The organism is Paenarthrobacter sp. NPDC090522 (assembly GCF_044769225.1).
Classification (GTDB): Bacteria; Actinomycetota; Actinomycetes; order Actinomycetales; family Micrococcaceae; genus Arthrobacter.
This window is the reverse complement of sequence record NZ_JBIVXL010000012.1, coordinates 1-18,793: the sequence shown is the minus strand read 5'-3', so window position 1 is coordinate 18,793 and position 18,793 is coordinate 1. Positions and strand designations below refer to the sequence as shown.

General features: G+C 63.6%; 14 protein-coding genes. 3 read left to right on the top strand and 11 right to left on the bottom strand.

The window, feature by feature from the left end; translation table 11 throughout:
- Positions 1-15: 15 nt before the first annotated feature.
- From ACIQT2_RS15840 to ACIQT2_RS15820, 5 genes are read right to left on the bottom strand one after another with little or no spacing between them, the layout of a single operon-like run.
- Entirely contained in the window at positions 16-888 is an 873-nt protein-coding gene (locus tag ACIQT2_RS15840) for a carbohydrate ABC transporter permease (protein WP_397325595.1), read from the bottom strand.
- Positions 888-1,862 (bottom strand): ABC transporter permease, encoded by a 975-nt coding sequence (locus ACIQT2_RS15835; RefSeq protein ID WP_400337114.1) that lies wholly within the window; start codon positions 1,860-1,862, stop codon positions 888-890. Before ACIQT2_RS15835 ends, ACIQT2_RS15840 begins: the two co-directional genes overlap by 1 nt.
- Positions 1,859-3,391 (bottom strand): extracellular solute-binding protein, encoded by a 1,533-nt coding sequence (locus ACIQT2_RS15830; protein WP_402948222.1) that lies wholly within the window; start codon positions 3,389-3,391, stop codon positions 1,859-1,861. Before ACIQT2_RS15830 ends, ACIQT2_RS15835 begins: the two co-directional genes overlap by 4 nt.
- The gene (locus ACIQT2_RS15825; protein WP_402948219.1) at positions 3,381-3,605 is read right to left on the bottom strand and encodes a hypothetical protein; all 225 of its coding nucleotides are present in this window, start codon (positions 3,603-3,605) and stop codon (positions 3,381-3,383) included. Before ACIQT2_RS15825 ends, ACIQT2_RS15830 begins: the two co-directional genes overlap by 11 nt.
- A complete protein-coding gene (locus tag ACIQT2_RS15820; RefSeq protein ID WP_402948216.1) occupies positions 3,598-4,278 on the bottom strand; it encodes a YesL family protein in 681 nt (226 codons plus the stop codon). Before ACIQT2_RS15820 ends, ACIQT2_RS15825 begins: the two co-directional genes overlap by 8 nt.
- 362 nt (positions 4,279-4,640) lie before the next feature.
- Between ACIQT2_RS15820 and ACIQT2_RS15815 the strand changes: the two genes are divergently transcribed.
- The gene (locus ACIQT2_RS15815) at positions 4,641-6,686 is read left to right on the top strand and encodes a DUF6807 family protein (protein WP_402948213.1); all 2,046 of its coding nucleotides are present in this window, start codon (positions 4,641-4,643) and stop codon (positions 6,684-6,686) included.
- Positions 6,687-6,709: 23 nt separating this feature from the next.
- Positions 6,710-9,778, top strand: a complete 3,069-nt coding sequence (locus tag ACIQT2_RS15810) for a family 78 glycoside hydrolase catalytic domain (protein ID WP_402948210.1) — start codon at positions 6,710-6,712, stop codon at positions 9,776-9,778.
- A 43-nt stretch (positions 9,779-9,821) separates the two neighbouring features.
- On the opposite strand, the gene ACIQT2_RS15805 is transcribed toward ACIQT2_RS15810, so the two are convergent.
- The 6 genes from ACIQT2_RS15805 to ACIQT2_RS15780 all read right to left on the bottom strand — a co-directional run bounded on the left by ACIQT2_RS15805 (position 9,822) and on the right by ACIQT2_RS15780 (position 16,435).
- On the bottom strand, positions 9,822-11,123 hold the full coding sequence (locus tag ACIQT2_RS15805) for an ABC transporter substrate-binding protein (RefSeq protein ID WP_400337108.1): 1,302 nt from the start codon (positions 11,121-11,123) through the stop codon (positions 9,822-9,824).
- Between the two features lie 137 nt (positions 11,124-11,260).
- Entirely contained in the window at positions 11,261-12,550 is a 1,290-nt protein-coding gene (locus tag ACIQT2_RS15800; RefSeq protein WP_402948208.1) for an MFS transporter, read from the bottom strand.
- Between the two features lie 37 nt (positions 12,551-12,587).
- A complete protein-coding gene (locus tag ACIQT2_RS15795) occupies positions 12,588-13,238 on the bottom strand; it encodes a Poxvirus protein I5 (RefSeq protein ID WP_402948205.1) in 651 nt (216 codons plus the stop codon).
- Positions 13,239-13,249: 11 nt separating this feature from the next.
- Positions 13,250-14,170: a carbohydrate ABC transporter permease gene (locus ACIQT2_RS15790; RefSeq protein ID WP_402948202.1), complete on the bottom strand. Its 921-nt coding sequence runs from the start codon at positions 14,168-14,170 to the stop codon at positions 13,250-13,252.
- A complete protein-coding gene (locus ACIQT2_RS15785; RefSeq protein ID WP_400272538.1) occupies positions 14,167-15,120 on the bottom strand; it encodes a carbohydrate ABC transporter permease in 954 nt (317 codons plus the stop codon). The genes ACIQT2_RS15790 and ACIQT2_RS15785 overlap by 4 nt, the downstream gene beginning before the upstream one ends.
- A 28-nt stretch (positions 15,121-15,148) precedes the next feature.
- A complete protein-coding gene (locus ACIQT2_RS15780; RefSeq protein WP_402948199.1) occupies positions 15,149-16,435 on the bottom strand; it encodes an ABC transporter substrate-binding protein in 1,287 nt (428 codons plus the stop codon).
- Positions 16,436-16,645: 210 nt separating this feature from the next.
- Between ACIQT2_RS15780 and ACIQT2_RS15775 the strand changes: the two genes are divergently transcribed.
- Positions 16,646-18,673, top strand: a complete 2,028-nt coding sequence (locus ACIQT2_RS15775; RefSeq protein WP_402948196.1) for a beta-galactosidase — start codon at positions 16,646-16,648, stop codon at positions 18,671-18,673.
- The last annotated feature ends 120 nt before the right edge of the window (positions 18,674-18,793 follow it).

Genomic DNA, 18,793 nt, shown 5'->3' with positions numbered 1-18,793 from the left:
TCCTTTGGTTGAGTCTTAGCCCTTGACCGAGCCGATCAGCATGCCTTTGGCGAAGTGCTTCTGGAGGAAGGGATAGAAGATAAGAATGGGCAGGGTAGCCACGACGATCACCGCGAACTTCACGCCTTGTTCGGGCGGGATGTACGTGGGATCCACGTTGCCCGTACCCAGCAGGTCCGAGGCCGCGGTGACTTGGCGGAGGTACATCTGCAGCGTCCACATGTTGTTGTCGCTGAGGTAGAGCAGCGGTGACATGAAGTCGTTCCAGATGCCCACGGCGTAGAACAGCGCGAAGGTTGCCAGCACGGGCTTCGACAGCGGCAGGAGGATGCGCCAGAGAATGCCGATCTCCGTTGCGCCGTCCATCTTGGCCGATTCCTCCAGCTCCGCCGGGAGCTCCTGGAAGAAGTTCTTGATGATGATCAGGCTGAAGGGGTTGATCGCGGCCGGAAGGATCAACGCCCAGTACGTGTTCAGCAGGCCCAGGTCCTTCACCAGCAGGAAGGTGGGGATCATGCCGCCGGAGAACACCATGGCGAAAACCACCAGGGAAAGGATGAGCTTCCGGCCCCGCAACCCGCGCTTGGCCAAGGGGTATGCCATGGTCACCGTGAGCAGCAATTGGATCAGCGTGCCCACCAGAGTCACCAGCACGGTGGTGAGCAAGGCCTTGGTGAACGCTGGCGTGGAAAAGATGTACTCGTAGGAGCCCAAGGTGAATTGCTCAGGCCAGACGAAGAAGGCCCGTCGCGTGATCTCCGCTTCCGTGGCAAACGAGCCTGCCATGACATACACGAACGGCAGCAGGGTGATGATCCCGATCAGTGACAGGAACACATAGTTGGCAGCGTCGAAGACCCGGCCGCCGCGGGTGTTGTGAATCTTCATTAGAACAGTCCGCTCTGGTTGAACCGCTTGGACAGCCAGTTGGTGCCGAAGATCAGCACGATGCCCACCAGGGATTTGAAAAGCCCGACGGCGGTGCTGTAGCTGTACGCGCCTTGGGTGATGCCCACAAAATACACATAGGTATCGAAGACGTCGGCCACGCTGCGGTTGAGTGCGTTGGTCATAAGGTAGATCTGCTCGAAGCCGGTGTTCAGCATCTGCCCGATCGCCAGGATGAGCATCACGATGATGGTGGACCGGATTCCGGGCAGCGTGATGTGCCAGACCCGGCGGAACCTTCCGGCACCGTCGATGATCGCAGCCTCGTACTGGTCCTGGTCAACGGTGGCCAGGGCGGCCAGGAAGATGATGGTCCCCCAGCCCGTGTTCTTCCAGATCTCCTGGAGCACGATCAGCGGCCGGAACCAGTTGGGGTCGGACAGGATGTCGATGTTGGTGCCGAACAGGCCGTTGACGAACTGGAACAGCGGGCCAATGTCCAAGGCGAAGAGCAGGAAGCTCAACGAGGCCACGATGGTCCAGGACAGGAAGTGCGGAATGTACACGAGGGTCTGGACGGTGCGCTTGAGGATCGAGAGCCGGACCTCGTTGAGCAGCAGGGCCAACACGATGGTCAGGGGGAAGGCGATGCCCAGGTTCAGGAAGGCCAGGATCAGGGTGTTGGCCAGAAGCCTGGGGAAGTCAGGATTGGCAAAGAAATCCGTGAAGTTGGTGAACCCCACCCACGGGCTGCCGTTGACGCCCAGGAACGGAACGTAATCCTTGAACGCGATCGAGACCCCGTACATGGGTCCGTACCGGAAGATCGCGAAGTACAGAACCCCCGGCAGCAGGAGCAGGTAGAGCCACTTGTAATGGGCAAAGTGGACAGCAAAACCGCGCCGCCGCGCCGGGGCGGGCGGCTGCGTGGCCGCCCGCTCCGGAGCTTTGGCATCAACTACCGGCGCTGTCACTTCTTGTTGTCCTGCCAGAGCTTGTTGATTTCTTCCTTGACCTTGTCACCGCCGCTGGTGTTCCACAGCTTGATGGCGTCCTTCAGGCCCTGCTCGTCGGTCTGGCCGGCGAGGAACTTGATGCGGGCATCGGCCACGATGTTGTCCAGCTGCGCACCCTTGGCCACGTAGGTGGGCGAAACGAAGGCGGCTGCCGGGTTGTAGACGGCGCTCTTGACGTCCTCGGCCATGACCTTCACCCGGTCGTCGAACACCTTCTGCTCGTACTCGGAAGGCTGCTTGACGGCGTAAAAGTTGTTGCCCGTGACGTTGGTACCCAGTTGCGCGTAGCTCTTGATGTCAGTGTTGACCACCTTGCCTTCGGGCGTTTCAGGCTTGATGGTTGCGGCCAGGTTGCCCTCGACGGCGAAGTTGACGCCTTCGATGCCGTTGTTCAGCAACACGGCGACTTCCTTGCTGTTCATCTTGTCCAGGAACTGCAGGACGTTCTTCAGTTCGCCTTCGGTGCGGACGCTGGACTTGGGGATGGCCAGGAAGCCGGAGTAGCCGTCGGTCGGGTGGGCATGGAGTTCGCCATCGGGTCCCTTCAGGCTGCCCACAAAGCCCACCTTGTTCTGGAAGTCATTGGGGTTGGCTTGCTTGAAGAGGTTGATCAGCACGCTGACCCGGGAGTCGACATCCACAATGATGCCGCCCTTGCCGTTGAAGAAGGGCTCGTTCCATTTGGTGCCGTCAAAGGTGGCGAAGTCCGGGTTGATGAGCTTCTCGTCCACCATCTTCTTGATGAAGCGGTCGGCCTCAAGGAACTCGTCCGTTTCAAAGCTCGGGACCAGCTTGCCGTCGCGTTCGGTCCAACGGTTGCCCGCTCCGAACCACGTTTCGATCATGTCGTAGGGGCTGTTGGTGCCCAAGGCGCCCCACTTGGGGATGGTGATGCCGTAGGTGTCGTTCTGGCCGTTGCCGTCAGGATCCTGCTCGGTAAAGGCTTTGGCTACTTTGTAGAGGTCTTCAACCGTTTCGGGTGCCTTGAGGCCGAGTTTGTCCAGCCAGTCCTGGCGGAACATCACGGCCGCACGGATCGGGTTCCGGGCCCGGAAGACGCCGTACACCTTGCCGTTGACGCTGGCGTTCTGCTCGACTTCCGGGAAGGTGGTCTTAAGGTTCGGGTAGTCCTTGAGCTTGTCCGTGAGGTCCCAGAACGCTCCGGCTTCGGCGTTCTTCACGAAGCCCGGCGACTTGCTTTGTACCACCAGCACCTGCGGAATCTCCGACGACGCCAGGGTGATGTTCATCTTGTCTTCATAGGAGGAGTTGGGCGTCCACGTGATGTTGACGTCCTTGCCGGTCAATTCCTCAAGCTTCTTCTGCACCGCGCCATCGGCCGACGGTGGCTGGGCTTCGAGGAACGGCGCCATGATGCTGACACTTTTCAGATCGGCCGCGGGCGCTTCGCCTCCGCCACACGCTGTCAGGGCAAGCGCTGCGGAAACAACGACGGCGGCTGCGAGCGTTGGTTTTCTACGGTTCATGATGTTCCTTTTCCACTTCTTCGGGGTTGGTGTCCGTCGGGTCTGTCGGGACCCCGCCGTGGAACCTCTTGATGGTCCACAGGTGGTCCCCCTGTTCATTTTGATACGTTTCATTCATGCCCACGCCGAGGGGCTCCATCGAGACGCCGGAGTGCCCCTGCACATCGAGGGAACGGTGCAGGACATGGTTCTTCCTGGAGTTGGAGTCACGCAAGGCTGGCCTCCTTCGCAGGGTGGTCCGCCGGCACGCTGGGCGCTTGACTGCCGGCAGCCGCCACGGAATCGTCGTTGGCCGTGAAGAACCGGTCACAGAGCCATCCCGTGACGTACAGCCAGGCGCCGATCCCGAAGAAGGGCAGCAATCCGGGCACCGCGCGGCAGGCGAAGACTGCTGCGGCCGTCATGAACAGGAGGATGGCAGTCCCGGCAAGGTGGCGCATGGTGAATCGGGAAGCCATGAGGAAGTACTGCGGCAAAGGCAACTCGTAGCGGGCGTACATCGGAAAGAGGTGGCAGACCGCACCCGCGGCAAACAGCATGGCCAGGAGGACCGCAATGGAGGCAAGCTGCGAACCGAGATCCCGGCCGCCGGAGAAGTAGCCCCAGTTCAGGACGAGTGCTGCCGCCACCAGCAACACCGGCAGGCCGAGCACGTTGCCCTTGGCGAAGTTCTTGAAATACTCCCGGGCGAAGCGACGGAACAAGGGCGCAGAATTGCCGCGGACCTTGTCCCGGACCAGAATGTGGGCCGCCACCGTGCTTGGCCCGACCCCAAGGACCACTCCACCCATGACCGTGAAGGCGATCCAGAGGACATTGAGGCAGGCAATCCACAGGAGTGTGTCGAAGAACGTGTAGGCCCGGAAGCCAAACGCACCTGACGCCATGGGACTCCCCCTTTCTCCATCGTTGCAGAACAGGCCCAAGTAACTCGCAGTTGTTGTTGTTTTGAAGGCTCAGAGCAACCACAAGTGCCAGTCAGTTGGGGTAACCCCGGAATGGGCCGAGTTTTGAAGTAAACGGTTTCACGAAATCTAGACCGATCCCCACGTGGGAGTCAAGGGCAAAGTTGAATCGTTACATTCGAGTGGAGTCCGCGCTACACTGGCAGGAGCGGATGCGGGAAAGCGCTTGCCACCGAGTACGTGCCCACCCCTTGGCCGAACATCCCGCTACCGGAAATACTGTGACGAAGGCGTCAGCGCCCTCGTTGCCGCCCCAGATCGCAGCATGCACCAGAGGAGCCCACATGGACACGCCATCCGCCGAACTGAGCGCCGCCGCACCAGGGCTGCAGGCCCCACCGACGCTGAAGACGGCCCCTGCCAGGATTGCCTTGGTTGGCGTCCATGGCTTCGGCCTCCACCATCTGGGCAACCTCAACAGGCTCTCGGCGCAGGGACTGGTGGAACTCGTGGCCGTGGCAGATCCGAACCCGCCGGCTTCCGGGGCGCTCCCGGAGACCACCGCCGTGTACGCGGACCTCGATTCGCTCCTCGCCGGAAACCACAGCCCGGACGTCATCATCGTGGCTACGCCTATCCAGACCCACGCTCCGCTGGCATTGTCCGTCCTGGCGTCCTCGGCGGATCTCTACCTGGAGAAGCCGCCCGTCGCGTCCATGAAGGACTTCATCCACCTCCAACAGGCGGCCCGTGACTCCGGCCGCAGCGTCCAGATCGGCTTCCAAAGCCTGGGATCGCATGCCCTCGCCGCGCTGGCTTGCCTCGCACGGGGCGTAGCTTCACCCGAGCTTCCTGCTATTGGCAGGCTCAAGAGCATTTCCGCCACAGGCCGCTGGGTCAGGGACCGCGCCTATTACAAGCGCTCGCGATGGGCCGGGAAGCGCAGCATTGACGGTGTTGATGTGGTGGACGGCGTGGCCACCAACCCGCTGGCCCACGCGATCGCCACTGCGCTCCGGATCGCCAATGCCCGGGAGGCCGAACAGCTGGCTTCGGTGGACACGGACCTCTACCGCGCCAATGAGATCGAGTCCGACGATACATCCGTGATCCGGCTCCGCACCGCGGACGGCCTGACCATCACGTGCGCCCTCACGCTCTGTGCCACCGAGTCCGTGGAACCGTACATCACGCTGCACGGCAGTGAAGGGACGGCCGTGTTCCACTACACCGAGGATCGTGTCACCGTGACAACGGGCGCCGGTGAGACCACCCACACCTTCGGCCGCGACGACCTCACAGAAAACCTGCTCCAGCATCTGTCCAACGGAACGCCTTTGCTGAGCCCTCTGGACCACAGCGGCGCCTTCATGCGGGTCCTCGAGGCCATCCGCACGGCTGAAGCGCCCACGGCCATTCCCGCATCGAGTATCGAGTGGGTGGGAACGGGCGAGCAAGCGCATGCAGTGATCCCTGGCATCGAGGAGGTCCTGGATCGCGCCACTACAGCAAATGCCACGTTCTCGGAATTGGGGCTCCCCTGGGCCACACGCGACCGAGCCGGCGCCGAACCCCTGTTCCAGACAGCAAACAATGCAGTCATTACGCTGCGGACCGGGACCGCCCTGGACAGCGGCCTGTCTCCGCGCCCTTACCTGCACCCCGTCAGCACGCAGTCCGGCATCGTGGTGACCGACCACCTGCCGATCGACCACGCCTGGCATTTAGGAGCGGGCTTCGCCCTGCAGGACGTCAACGGCACCAACTTCTGGGGCGGCCGCAGCTACCGGCGGACTGCGGGACGGTATCTCGACCTTGAGGATCACGGTCGGATCGAACTCCGACGCAGCGTTCGCCACCAGGACAGCGCAGTTCTTGACCTTGAGTGGATTGGCACGGACGGCACCACCCTCCTGACCGAGAAGCGCACTTACGGGCGTTCCGTGGTTGACCACCGCACGTGGCGCCTGGACATACGGACCGAGCTGACCGCCGTCGTGGATTTGGCGCTGGGCAGCCCGGGCTCCCACGGCGCAGCCGGTAGTGGCTACGGTGGATTCTTCTGGCGGCTTCCCGTCAATGGCCAGCCACGCGTCTTCTCCTCCACAGCCGACGGCGAACCTGCCGTTCACGGATCGGTTTCGCCGTGGCTGGCGTGGGCTGGAGAGTTCGACGGCGGACCTGGCACCTTGGTGTTCGGGGCGCCGCAAGAGTCGGCTGATCCGTGGTTCGTGCGGCTGGACGGGTACCCGGCCGTAGGCTCGGCCCTTGCTTGGGATTCACCCGTGGAACTCAAAGCAGGCCACATGCTGAGCCGGAGCATCCCCGTGTGGATCAGCGACGGATCCTTGGGAGCTGCGGAAATCGAGGCCCTGGTGGCGGCACGGTGAACGCGGCTTCGTCCCAAGCCCTCATGGCCTCCCACCCCACGGTCCAGGGCCTGTCCCGCTGCCTCACCGCCCCAGCCAAGCCGACGTTTGCTTGGCGGCTGGCGGCAGAGGCCACGGACGCGGCCCAAAACGGCTACCGCATCAACGTCATGGACAGCCGGGGCAGCACGGTCTGGGACTCAGGCCAAGTGCCATCCGGGCAACAACACCACATCCCCTACACAGGGCAGGACCTGGCTCCGGACTCCGACTACACCTGGACCGTGCAATTGACGGATGCCAAGGGGGCCACGGGCGCTGCCTCTCCCCCGGCCTCCTTCAGCACGGGCCTCGGCGCCGCCGGAGAAGGCTGGGCCGGCCACTGGATCCACCGCGCTCCCGGTGGCCGCGCCCCGATGCAACTCATGGAGGGCTTCCTGCGCATAGGCGGCACTCCGCACGCTCCCTGGCCCGTCAAAGCCGAGGGACCGGTCACCGTCAAGGCGCGGTTCCGCCTCCGACTTGGCACGGCCGGGATCCTCCTGCGCAGCGATGGCGCTGGGAACGGCTTGCTCCTTGAGCTCGAGCCCCATGGTGCTGCGCTGCTCAGGCCGGCCCCCGCTTGGGAGATCGGAGCCGCCGCCGCACCCTGCACGGTGCCGGTGGCCGAGACCCAGGGTTTTGAAGCGGCAGCAGCGTCGCGGGCGGGCACGGTTCCCACCGACGGCTGGCAGGACCTGACCGTGACTGACGACGGCGACGCGATCGTCGTCGTGATTGACGGAAAGCAGGTCCTGGAGGCGCTTGTGCCCCGTCATAATGGGCATGGAACCGGCATGGCCTTCCACCAGGGACCCCGCAGCCAGGCGGAGTACCGCTCACTGACGGTGCATGCTGCGGGCTCCACCGTGCTGGAAGCAGATTTTTCGTTGCCGGACGCTCTGGACGCCTGGCACACAAGCACCCCCCACCGTCAACCGGACGAATGGACGCTCGCCAAGACCACCGTGGAACTACCCGGCAGGGTGGTCCGGGCCCGCCTTTATGCTGCGGCCGGCCATCATGCGCGCTTCTCGATCAACGGCATGCCCTGCCTGGAAACCACCAGTTTCGGCTATCCCGGTGAGCAGTTCTACGACGCTGCGGACGTGACCGACGCGCTGCAGGACACGGACTCAGCCACCATCGAGGCCCTGGCCCACTGGTACGGACCCGGTCAGGGTCGGGCTGCCGGCCGCCCGGGGTTGCTGGCCCAGCTAAGCGTTGAGTACGACGACGGCACCCGGGACCTGTTCGGAACCGGGCCCGGGTGGCTGCTCGCCGAAGGCCCCTACAGGCAAGCGGGATACCGCAACGACGAAGGCGATCCGATCGAGCATCACGACGCGGCGTCCTGGCCTGCACCGGAAGGCTGGTCCCCTGCGCAGTCGCTCGGGCAGCACCCTGTCCCGGACTTCCCGGTGCTGCACCCCAACTACGCGATGGTCGCCCGGAACCAGGTGTCCGCCGTCGTGATCCGCACGGCAGAGGACGGCACGCCCGTGGCGGACTTCGGCAGGGTCCTGCCGGGGCGTCCAGTGGTGGAATTCGGGAGCGGAGTACACGGCCGGACCATCATGATGCGGGCCGGCTACGCGCTGCTTGAGGACGGCCGGGTGGACCACGGCAAGACGGCCAGCCAAAACACGGACATGACTTTTCCCTACACCCAAACAGGAGGCCCGCAGCGCTATGAGGCTGCCGTCCATCTGGGGTTCCGCTACCTTGAGTTCCCCGGCTTGTCCCTGGCAGAACTCGGCGAGGTAGCGGCCGTGGTGGTCCACGCGGAGCATCCGGACGAGGCAACCTTCAGCAGTTCGGATCCGGTCCTGGACCACGTCTTCGCTTTGCTGAAAGACTCTGCCCTGTACGGCGTCCAGGAGCAGTTCGTGGACACCCCTACCCGCGAGAAGGGACAGTTCCTGGCTGACGCTGCGAACATTTCCTACGCCACCATGGCCCTGTTCGGCGAGCGCCACTTCACTGCCAAGGCCCTGCGTGAGTTCGCGGCGTCGGCGGGCCGCTACTGGGCCTCCCCGGAGGAGCGCGGACGCTACAACGCGGTTTACCCAAACGGCGATGGCAAGCGCGATATCCCGGATTTCTCGCTCATGATGCCCGAGTGGGTGGAGGAGTACCACCGCCACAGCAGCGATGATGCGCTGGTCGAAGAACTGCTCCCCTGCCTTGTCGATTCAGCCGACTACGTGCTCCGGCACATCCCGGTCGACGGTCCGACCGCCGGCCTGGTCACGAACTTGGGCGGAGGGTCCGGCCCGTACCTGCACGGCATCGTGGACTGGCCCGCTCCTGGCCGGTTCGGCTACGACATGGACTGCGCCGCACGGACCACGGTGAATGCGCAGGCCTGGTCAGTGCTCGACGTCGTCAGCCGGTTGTGCGCCACCGCCGGACGTGAGCGGGACTCGGCGAGGTTCGCTGCCGCGGCAGCCGCGCTCGGGGATCGGTTCAATGACGCCCTTCGGGTGGACGGGGTCATGGTGGACGGCCTGCACGCCGACGGCAGGCCAAGCTTGAACGCTTCCCAACACGCCACGTCGTTCCCGTTGTCCTTGGGCATCACTCCCCCAGAGCATGCCGCCAAAGACGCGGAACGCCTGGCCGGAATGGGGATGCGCCAAGGCCCCATGACGGTGCACCGCCTGTTCCGCGCCTTGCTGGCAGAGGGCCGGGTGGACGCTGTCCTGGACCTCCTCACGGATGCCACGCAACCGGGGTGGGCCAGGCAACTGGAGGCCGGAGCTTCTTTCACCTGGGAAGCCTGGGATCTCGTGGAGGGCACCGACTACAGTCAGTCCCACGCTTGGTCCGCCTCCGTGGTGCGGGAGATCTTCGAGTACCTCCTCGGTGTCCGCATCACCGCTCCGGGGGCTGCCGCCGTCGTGATCCAACCGCCGGTGTGCCGGCTGGAACGGGCGGAAGGCGCCATCCCCACGGAGCGCGGACCGGTCCGGGTGTCTTGGCGCCGCACCCCCGACGGCACGGAGCTGGACTACTCGGCCCCTGCTGGAGTGAAGGTTGACGTGATCCTTCCGCGAGATGGCAAACAATGACAATGTCCTCGGGACTGCCATCACATGCCATCCCGCGGAGGGGCTAGCTGCGCAGCTGGCTCTTCGCCTCCGGGTAGGCCTTCTTGGCTGCTTCTTCAGGCGAGAGGCGGTTGAAGTGCACCTCCATGCCGTAGCGGCCCAGCACTTCCATCACCGAGCTTGAACCGGCGGGCGGCACGGGAACGGCGTCGCCCAGTTCGGAGGAGATTTCGTCGATGAACTTGGCGGTGGCCGCGTCTTCGGGCGTGAGGTTCGGAGTGACGGCGGTACGGACCTCGGAGTTACCGGGAATACCGCGATCGGCCAGCGCAATCTGGCCCGCTTCGACGCTGTTGGACAGGAAATCGATGAACTTCTGGACCTCGGCCGGGTGCTTGGTGCGCGAACTCGCTGACCAGAACTGGGACGACTTGTAGTACTGCTGGGCGTCGGCAGCCGAGCCGTCCGTGCTCGGCGGACGGTGGATCTCCAGTGCCTGGCCGGATGCCTTGCTCAGGGCAGAAAGCTGGTTGGACCAGTACCATGCCAAGGCGAAGCGGTTGGTGGCCAGGCCCTGCTGGTCCACGGACGCCGTGACATCCTCGGTCATCACCGAAGCTGGTGGAACGGCTTTGGAATCCCGGAGCTGGGCTTGGTACTCATACCAGCCCTTCAAATCGTTCTCGTCGAAGCCGAAGTGGCCGTCTTCGGCGAAGAGTTTCTTTCCGTGCTGGCGGAACCACAGGTTCATGGGTGCGTCACCGGTGACGGCACCGGATCCATAAACCCCGTCCTTGCTCTTCGAGGTGATGTCCGCAGCGGTCTTGCTGTATTCGTCCCAGGTCCAGGTCTTGTCATCGGGGAGCGTGACACCACTGGCCGAGACCAGGGACGGATTGGCCAGGACCACCTGGGCGTTGACGCCGGCGGTGATGGCGTACTGCTTGCCGTCCACCTTTCCAGCGTCAGCCACTGCTTGATCGAACTTGGACTGGTCAACGTCCTTCAACTCCAGCAAGGCCCCGCGGCCCGCATATTCTCCGAGGTACGCAGCGTCCATCTGGATGATGTCCGGGGCGTCCTGCGACGCGACCTGGGTAGCAAGCTTGTCCCAGTAGCCGGACCAGTCTCCATATTCCCCCTTGATCTTGATGTTGGGATTCTCGGCCTGGAACGCGTCGATGAGCTTTTGGGTCATTTTGTGGCGGACGTCGGAGCCCCACCAACTGAAGCGGAGGGTTACGGTCCCGTCGGATGCTGCCTGGGGTGAGCCGCCACAACCGGTCATTGTTATGGCGAGCGCTGCCGCGGCAGCTGCGACCTTGACGGAAAGGCCGGAGAAAGATTTTCGTGCACGAATCGACATCTGGAGTCCTTGTCTTGAACGCAGGTGAGTCTTGCAGATGCGCGTTGGAGAAAACGCTTTCTCAGCGTAGATGTGCGTTACATCACAAGTCAAGGTATTTTTTGTGAGTTTCGACCTCCAGGGTGTTCAGAAAGCGATCAAGCGTCCGCGGCCCGCCGTCGTGCAAACACGTAGAGCAGCAAGCCAATCACGGCAGCCGACACCATCCCCAAGGCGCCCGTGACCACCAAGCCCGTCCGCACGCCGAACTCCTCGGTCAGCCAACCGGCAAGCAAGCCACCCAGTGCATGCCCGCCAAGGAGGAGTGGAAGATACAGGGCCAACACGCGCCCGCGGACATGCGCGCCGGCTTCCAACTGCACTGCCGTCGCAGCGCTGGTGAGGAACATCAGGGTCATGAAACCCACCACCACCAGCAACAGCACGAACCATTCCTCCGTGGGCATCAGCGCGGCCACCAATTGGCTCAAGCCGAAGAGCCCGGCACTGGCTACGATGCCCTTCCTGCCGAAGCGCTTGATCCTCGTAGCAAGCAGCGCGCCAGCGAGTGCACCCAGGGCGCTGACGGTATTGAACAGGCCGAAGCCCGCCGGTCCGCTGTGCCAGACCCTGTCAGCGAACGCAGCGAGGACCACCGGACCGTTCATACCGAAGGCACCCAGCAGGCCGGCCAAAAGCATGATGAGCAGGAGCGGCGGACGCGCGCGGACAAAGCGGAATCCGGCGAGGATCCCGCCGCGCCGGTCACCAGGTTTGGCGTGGCCCGGGGCATGGTGCAGTTCATTGGGGCGGATGGCCACGATCATCAGCAGCACAGCGATCCCCACCACGGCGTTGCCGGCAAACGCAGCCGCCGGTCCAGCCTTGGCGATGACAACACCGGCAAGTGCCGGACCCACCATCGCCCCAAGCTGGCCAATGGCACTGTTCAGGCCGATGGCCGCCGGCAATCCCCGGTCACCCACCACCTCGTTGACGAACACCTGCCGGGCAGGGCCGTCGATCGCACTGGTGACACCCAGGGCAATGCAACTGGCATAGACAATCCACACATCACGTCCACCGGTGGCACTCCACACCGCCAAGCCCGCAGCAAGCACCGCAGCCACTGACTGGCACACCAGGAGGATCCGGCGTTTGGGAAAGAGGTCCACCAGGACTCCGCTGAGGGGACCCACCACCAGCATCGGCAGGAATTGGAGGGCGACGGCCAGACCGACGGCGGCCGGGCTCCCTGTCAGTTGCAGCACCAACCAGTCCTGGGCCAGGCGCTGCATCCATACTCCCCCGCTGCTTGCCAAAGTCAGGGCAACGAAGATCCGGTAGTTATGGTGCCTCAGGGGGTAATGCCAGGTTTCGGGGTTGAGTGGATTGCGTTGCGTAGGCTGTTGGGTTTGCGGACGCTGGGAAAACGGGCGCGAAGGCACGGGGGCGGTCAGCTCTCATCTGTGCGGGTGGTGCGGGCTAACGGTTTCGGTTGGAACGGATTTTGATGGCGGCGGTGGCAAGGATGAGTGCGCCGGGAACAATGACGAACAACGCCTGGAGCATCCACACGAAGACCACCGACATGCCCAGGGCAGCCAGCAAAAGGAGCGAGCCGCTCCAGTCGCGGACGGAGTCTTCCTTGGCGGTGGAGTAGGCTGCGGCCCACCCCTCGCCACCACCCGTGTCGGCAGGCTGGGTCGCTGCGTCCCACGCCACGGGGCCGCTCCAATTACCCGCGGTGCGCAACAGCAGGACCGCGCCCGCGGCCGCCAGCACCAGGGTGGCAGGCAGGATGACCGTCCGCCCCGGCAATTGCTCCACCAGCGCGAGCAACAGGTTGAGGACAACCACCAGGCCGGCCGCCGCCGTCGTCATGCCGTACTTCCAACTGCCGGGCAGCGCCCGGCGGAAAGTGTCCCACAGGGTCCTGAGGGAATCATCCCTGCCGCTGAGGTGCCTTTCGAGATGGACGACGCCGGCAGCATAGGCCGCCGGCGCCGTCACCAGCGGCAGGGACAACAGGAGCACGATGACGCCTGCCAGCATCGTCTCGGAGAAGAGGGCAAAGCGGTTGACCGGAATTCCAGGCTTGTCCGAGGGCTTTCCCGTGGTGTCCATGACGCTCATTGCCTGTCCTCCTAGCCCTTGAGGCCCTGGGTGGAAACGCCCTCCACGATGTAGCGCTGGAAGATCAGGAAGAACACCAGCACGGGAAGGAGGGCCAGCACAGACATGGCGATCATGGCGCCGTAGTCCGAGCTCTGGGTCTGGTCCACGAAGAGCCGCAGGGCCAGTGGAAGCGGGTACTTTTCCGGTGTATTCAGGTACAGCAGCGGGCCCAGGAAGTCGTTCCAGCTCCAGATGAAGGAGAAGATGGACGTGGAGATCAGGGCCGGTTTCATGAGCGGGAGCATGATGGAACCGAAGATGCGGACGTGTCCGGCGCCGTCAATGCGGGCCGCCTCGTCCAGCTCTGCCGGCAGTCCGCGCATGAACTGGACCATGAGGAAAACGAAGAACGCATCGGCCGCAAGGAACTTGCCGATCAGCAACGGCACGTACGTGTCCACCAGGCCCAGCTGCTGGAAAATGATGTACTGCGGAATGATCACCACGTGGAACGGGAGCAGCAGGGTGGCGATCATCATGCCGAAGAACAAGCCGCGGCCCGGGAAGTTGATCCGCGCAAAGGCATACGCGGAAACGCTGGCCGAGAGGACGGTGCCCACCACGGCACCAATGGCGAGGATCAGGGAGTTGGTGAAGAACGTCAGCGTGCTGACCCCGCCAATGCCGTCCATGGCAGTGATAAAGTTGTCGAAGCTGAAGTTCGCCGACCACAGCGAGGTATTGCCGCCGCCGATCTCCGAGTTCGGCTTGAAGGACGAGGCAATCATCCACAAAGCCGGGTAGAGGACAATCCCCACCAGGACCAAGGCGACGATGTGGAAGATGACGCTTTTGGCTTTCCTGGCCGCGCCGGACTCTGCCTTCGGGTTGTAGGCCGGAGTCTCTGCCGGCGTTGAAGCGGACTGCGTGGGAGTTGCCATGGTTGTCATTTCGAATCACCGCTGTAGTGGACCCAGGACTTGGAGGTCTTGAAGAAGATCAGCGTGATGACGCCGACTACGATCACCAGGAGCCAGGCCATAGCCGAGGCGTAGCCCATCCGGAAGTCGCTGAAACCGCGCAGGTAGAGGTAGAGGGTGTAGAAGAGGGTGGATCCTGCAGGGCCGCCTTCACCGTTGGAGATGATGTAGGCCGAAGCGAAGATCTGGAACGCGTGGATGGTTTCCATGAGCAGGTTGAAGAAGATCACCGGGGAAAGCATGGGCCAGGTGATGTTGAAGAACTTCCGCACCGGACCCGCACCGTCCATGGAGGCGGCCTCGTAGAGATCGGCGGGGATCTGCTTCAGGCCGGCCAGGAAGATCACCATCGGGGCACCGAACTGCCACACTGTCAGCAGAATCATCATGGGCATGGTCATGGACGGATTGCCCACCCAGCCGCCGAGGTTGATGCCGAAGAAGGACAGGCCCTGGTCCACGGGACCGGAGTCACCGAACATGGCCTTCCACACGATGGCGATCGAAACACTCGCGCCGATGAGGGAAGGAGCGTAGAACGCGGAACGGTAAAATCCCTGTCCCTTCCGCTTGCTGTTCAGCAACATGGCCACTGCCAACGCGGCGGCGAGCTTCAAGGGCGTACCGAACACGACGTAGCTCAGGGTCACGCCCACCGACTGCAGGAACCGTTCGTCCTGGAACAAGGTGGTGTAGTTGTCCAGGCCGATCCACTTGGGAGCTTCAAAGAGGTTGTAGTTGGTGAAGGAGAGGTACAGCGAGGAAATCATCGGACCGACGGTCAGGGCGATGAATCCCAGCAGCCATGGCAGCAGGAACGTGTAGCCGGCGCGGGCATCCGCACCCCGCCGCCGCGGCTTGCGCGGTTGCGGGGAAGCGGACGACTGGGAACGCCGGCTCAGGGTTGGGCTTTGAGTCACGGGTTTCTTCCGTCAGTTCAGGCCTGGATCAGGCGTTCTGCTTGATGAGGTCTTCGGCTTCCTTGAACCACGCATCCGCTGCGCTGTCCACGGTCTGCTTGCCGTAGTTAAGTTCCGAGCTGATGCGCTTGAAGGATGCTTCCAGGGTGCCGAAGCCAACGATGGGCGGCTCGGGAGCGTCCTTAAGGTACTTCTCGATCGACTTCTCGTAGTCCACCACCAGCTTGTCCGTGCCCTCGAAGGTGGTGCCGTCGCGCTGGGTCTTGGAGGCGGGAACACCGCGGGAGGTCTTGAAGATCTGGCCAACCTCGGGATCGTTGACCATGAAGTCGATGAAGCGGGCCGCTGCTTCCTTGTACTTGGTCTTGGCGCTGGCCACCATGAGCATGGAGGGCTTGAGGAACAGGCCCAGGTTGTCCGGGTCGTCAGAGGGAACGGGAACGAGCTTGAGCTCCTTGGCGCCGCTGTCCGCGAGGTAGCCGGCCATGAAGTTGTCCCACGTGGCCTCGGTGGCAGTGACGTTGGAACCGAAGGGGGACTTGGGCAGCAACTGCGTTACCTTGTCCTCGCCCACGATCGCCCCGGTGCCGCGGAGGCTGCCTGCCTGGTTCCACCACTTCTTCAGGTCGTCCTTGGAGAAGCCAAGCTTGCCCTCGTCGGTGAAGGCCTTGATGTTGTTCTGGCGCAGCCAGATGTTGAACATCCACCACACACCCGTGTAGTCGGTGCCACCGAACAACGTACCGTTGCCCTTCGAACCAACTTCGGTGAGGAATGCATTGAATTCCTTGTAGTTCCAGCCGGCGCCCGGCTCGGCGATGCCCAGGGTCTTGAGCTTGGCGGGGTCGTAGTAGACGGCGAAGGCGTTGGTGCTGGTAGGAATGCCGAACTGCTTGCCCCTGATCTGCCCGGAAGGCAGGAGGGACTTGTCGAAAGCGTCGGTGTTGATCTTCACGGTGCCGAGGTCCAGGAGTTGATTGCGCTGGCCATAGTCCCGCAGGTAGGAAAGGTCCCACTGCATGACGTCCGGAAGACCTCCACCGGCAGCTTCCGTGGCGCGCTTCTGCCAGTAGCCGGTGAAGTCGGTGAAGTTGCCGTTAACCTTCACGTCGGGGTTCTTGGACTCGAAGAGGGCAATGGCCTTGCGGGTGCGCTCGGCGCGGTCGTCGTTGCCCCACCAGGTGTAGGTGATGGTCACGGGGTTCTGGGCTGAGCCTGTCTGCCCGGAGGACGAAGACTGCCCACAAGCGGACAGGAACGCAGCAGATGCCGTGCCCAGGGCCACCGTGGTGAGGAAATTCCTTCTGTTGATCATGAGAGCCTCCTTGCTCAGTTGGTGCAAGCCCCATTTTTTGATCATTACAACGTGGCAGTGATCTCGCTTACACTCGTTCTGAATCGATACAATATCCCCATTCGGGAATCTGGGCAAGCGTTTTCCAAGAACGCGCTTTCGCAGCTTCCGGCCATACCATGTCCTGCACCACCAGTCATCCAGAACGTCCAACCAGACGAAGGAGTCCCCTTGTCCTCCCCTGAAACCTCCCGTGGTCCATCGGTTTGGAACAGCGTGCCCGGCATCGCCTACGGCGGCGACTACAACCCCGAACAATGGCCGGAAGACATCCGGCTCGAGGACATCGAGCTCATGAAGGAGGCCGGCGTCAGTTTCCTGAGCGTCGCGATCTTCTCCTGGGGCCTGCTGGAACCCAGCGAAGGAAACTACGATTTCGGCTGGCTCGATGACGTGTTGGACAACCTCCACGGCGCCGGCATCAAGGTGGCCTTGGCCACGGCCACCGCTTCCCCACCGGCGTGGCTGGCCCGCAAGCACCCGGAAATCCTGCCCGTCACGGCGGAAGGCGTCCGACTGGAGCGTGGCTCCCGACGGCACTACTCGCCGTCGTCATCGGTGTACCGCAGGTACGCCACCGCCATGACGCGCGTTATCGCCGAACGCTATAAGGACCACCCTGCCCTGGCCTTGTGGCACGTGGACAACGAGCTCGGCTGCCACGTGGGCGAGTTCCATGGCGAAGAGGATGCAGCCGCCTTCCGCCGTTGGCTCGAACGCCGGTACGGGACCATCGAGATGCTGAATGACGCCTGGGGAACAGCCTTCTGGTCCCAGCACTACGCGTCCTTCGACGAGATCATCCCGCCGGGAGCAGCTCCCACTACCCTGAACCCTGGCCAGCAGCTGGACTTTGCCCGCTTCAACTCCTGGGCCTTCATGGACTACTACCGGGAACTGCTCGCCGTGCTCCGCGAGGTGACCCCCGGCGTACCGGCCACCACCAACTTCATGGTCTCCAGCGCAACGAAGACCCTGGACTACTTCGACTGGGCCAAGGACATGGACGTCATCGCCAACGACCACTACCTGGTCGCGGCCGACCCGGAGCGCGAGATCGAACTCGCGTTCAGCGCCGACCTGACGCGCGGCGTGGCCGGCGGAGATCCGTGGATCCTGATGGAGCACTCGACGTCGGCCGTCAACTGGCAGCCATACAACCAGCCAAAGATGCCCGGCGAAATGCTCCGGAATTCCCTGGCCCATGTGGCCCGCGGGGCGGACGCTGTCATGTTTTTCCAGTGGCGCCAGAGCAAGGCGGGCTCCGAGAAATTCCACTCGGCCATGGTTCCGCACGGCGGCCGGGATACCCAGGTGTGGCGCAACGTGGTGGACCTGGGTGAAGCCCTCCGCAGGCTGGAGCCCGTCAAGGGTTCGCGCGTCGAATCCCGCGTGGCCATTGTGTTCGATTACGAGGCCTGGTGGGCGTCGGAACTGGACTCGCATCCGAGCCAGGGCGTCAAGTATCTCGACACCATGCGGGCCTTCCACCGTTCCCTCTACCTGCGCGGCGTAACGGCGGACTTTGTCCATCCCACCGGAGACCTGTCCGGCTACGACCTGGTCCTGGTCTGCACGCTCTACGCCGTGACGGACGAGGCGGCTGCCTCGATAGCGTCCGCGGCACACCATGGAGCCACTGTGCTGGTCAGCTACTTCAGCGGCATCGTCGACGAACGCGACCACGTGCGGCTTGGCGGCTATCCCGGCGCTTTCCGCGAACTTCTGGGCATCCGGACCGAGGAATTCCACCCGCTCTTCCCCGGCTCGTCCACCACCCTGAATGACGGCACCGTGGGTTCAGTGTGGAGCGAACACGTGCGCGCAACCGGTTCCACCGAGGTCCTGGCCACCTTCACCCACTATCCGCTGGACGGCGTCCCCGCCCTCACCCGGCGGGCCACCGGAGCCGGGTCAGCGTGGTACCTCGCTACGCTTCCCGACGCCGACGGCATCGACTCACTGACCGCGCGCCTCCTGGACGAAGCCAAGGTGACGTCCGCGGCCGAGGCGGGTGCCGGCGTCGAACTTTCCCGCCGCCGGGCGGCTGACGGCCGCAGTTTCCTGTTCGCCATCAACCACGGCCGGGAGGACGTAACGGTGAAGTCCGACGGCGAGGAGCTGCTGAGCGGCGAACGCTTCAGTGGAGTGGTGCCCGCCGGAGCCGTGGCAGTTATCGCCGAAGACCCACCCAACTAAGTCGCAATTGTGCGCGTTTTGAACGGGCGGAGTCAAGGGGTGGGAGCAACGCTGGGGGGTTAGGCCGCTTGTAGCAGCTGGTTAAGCCGGTTGGCTGGGGTTTCGAGGTTGAGGGTGGGT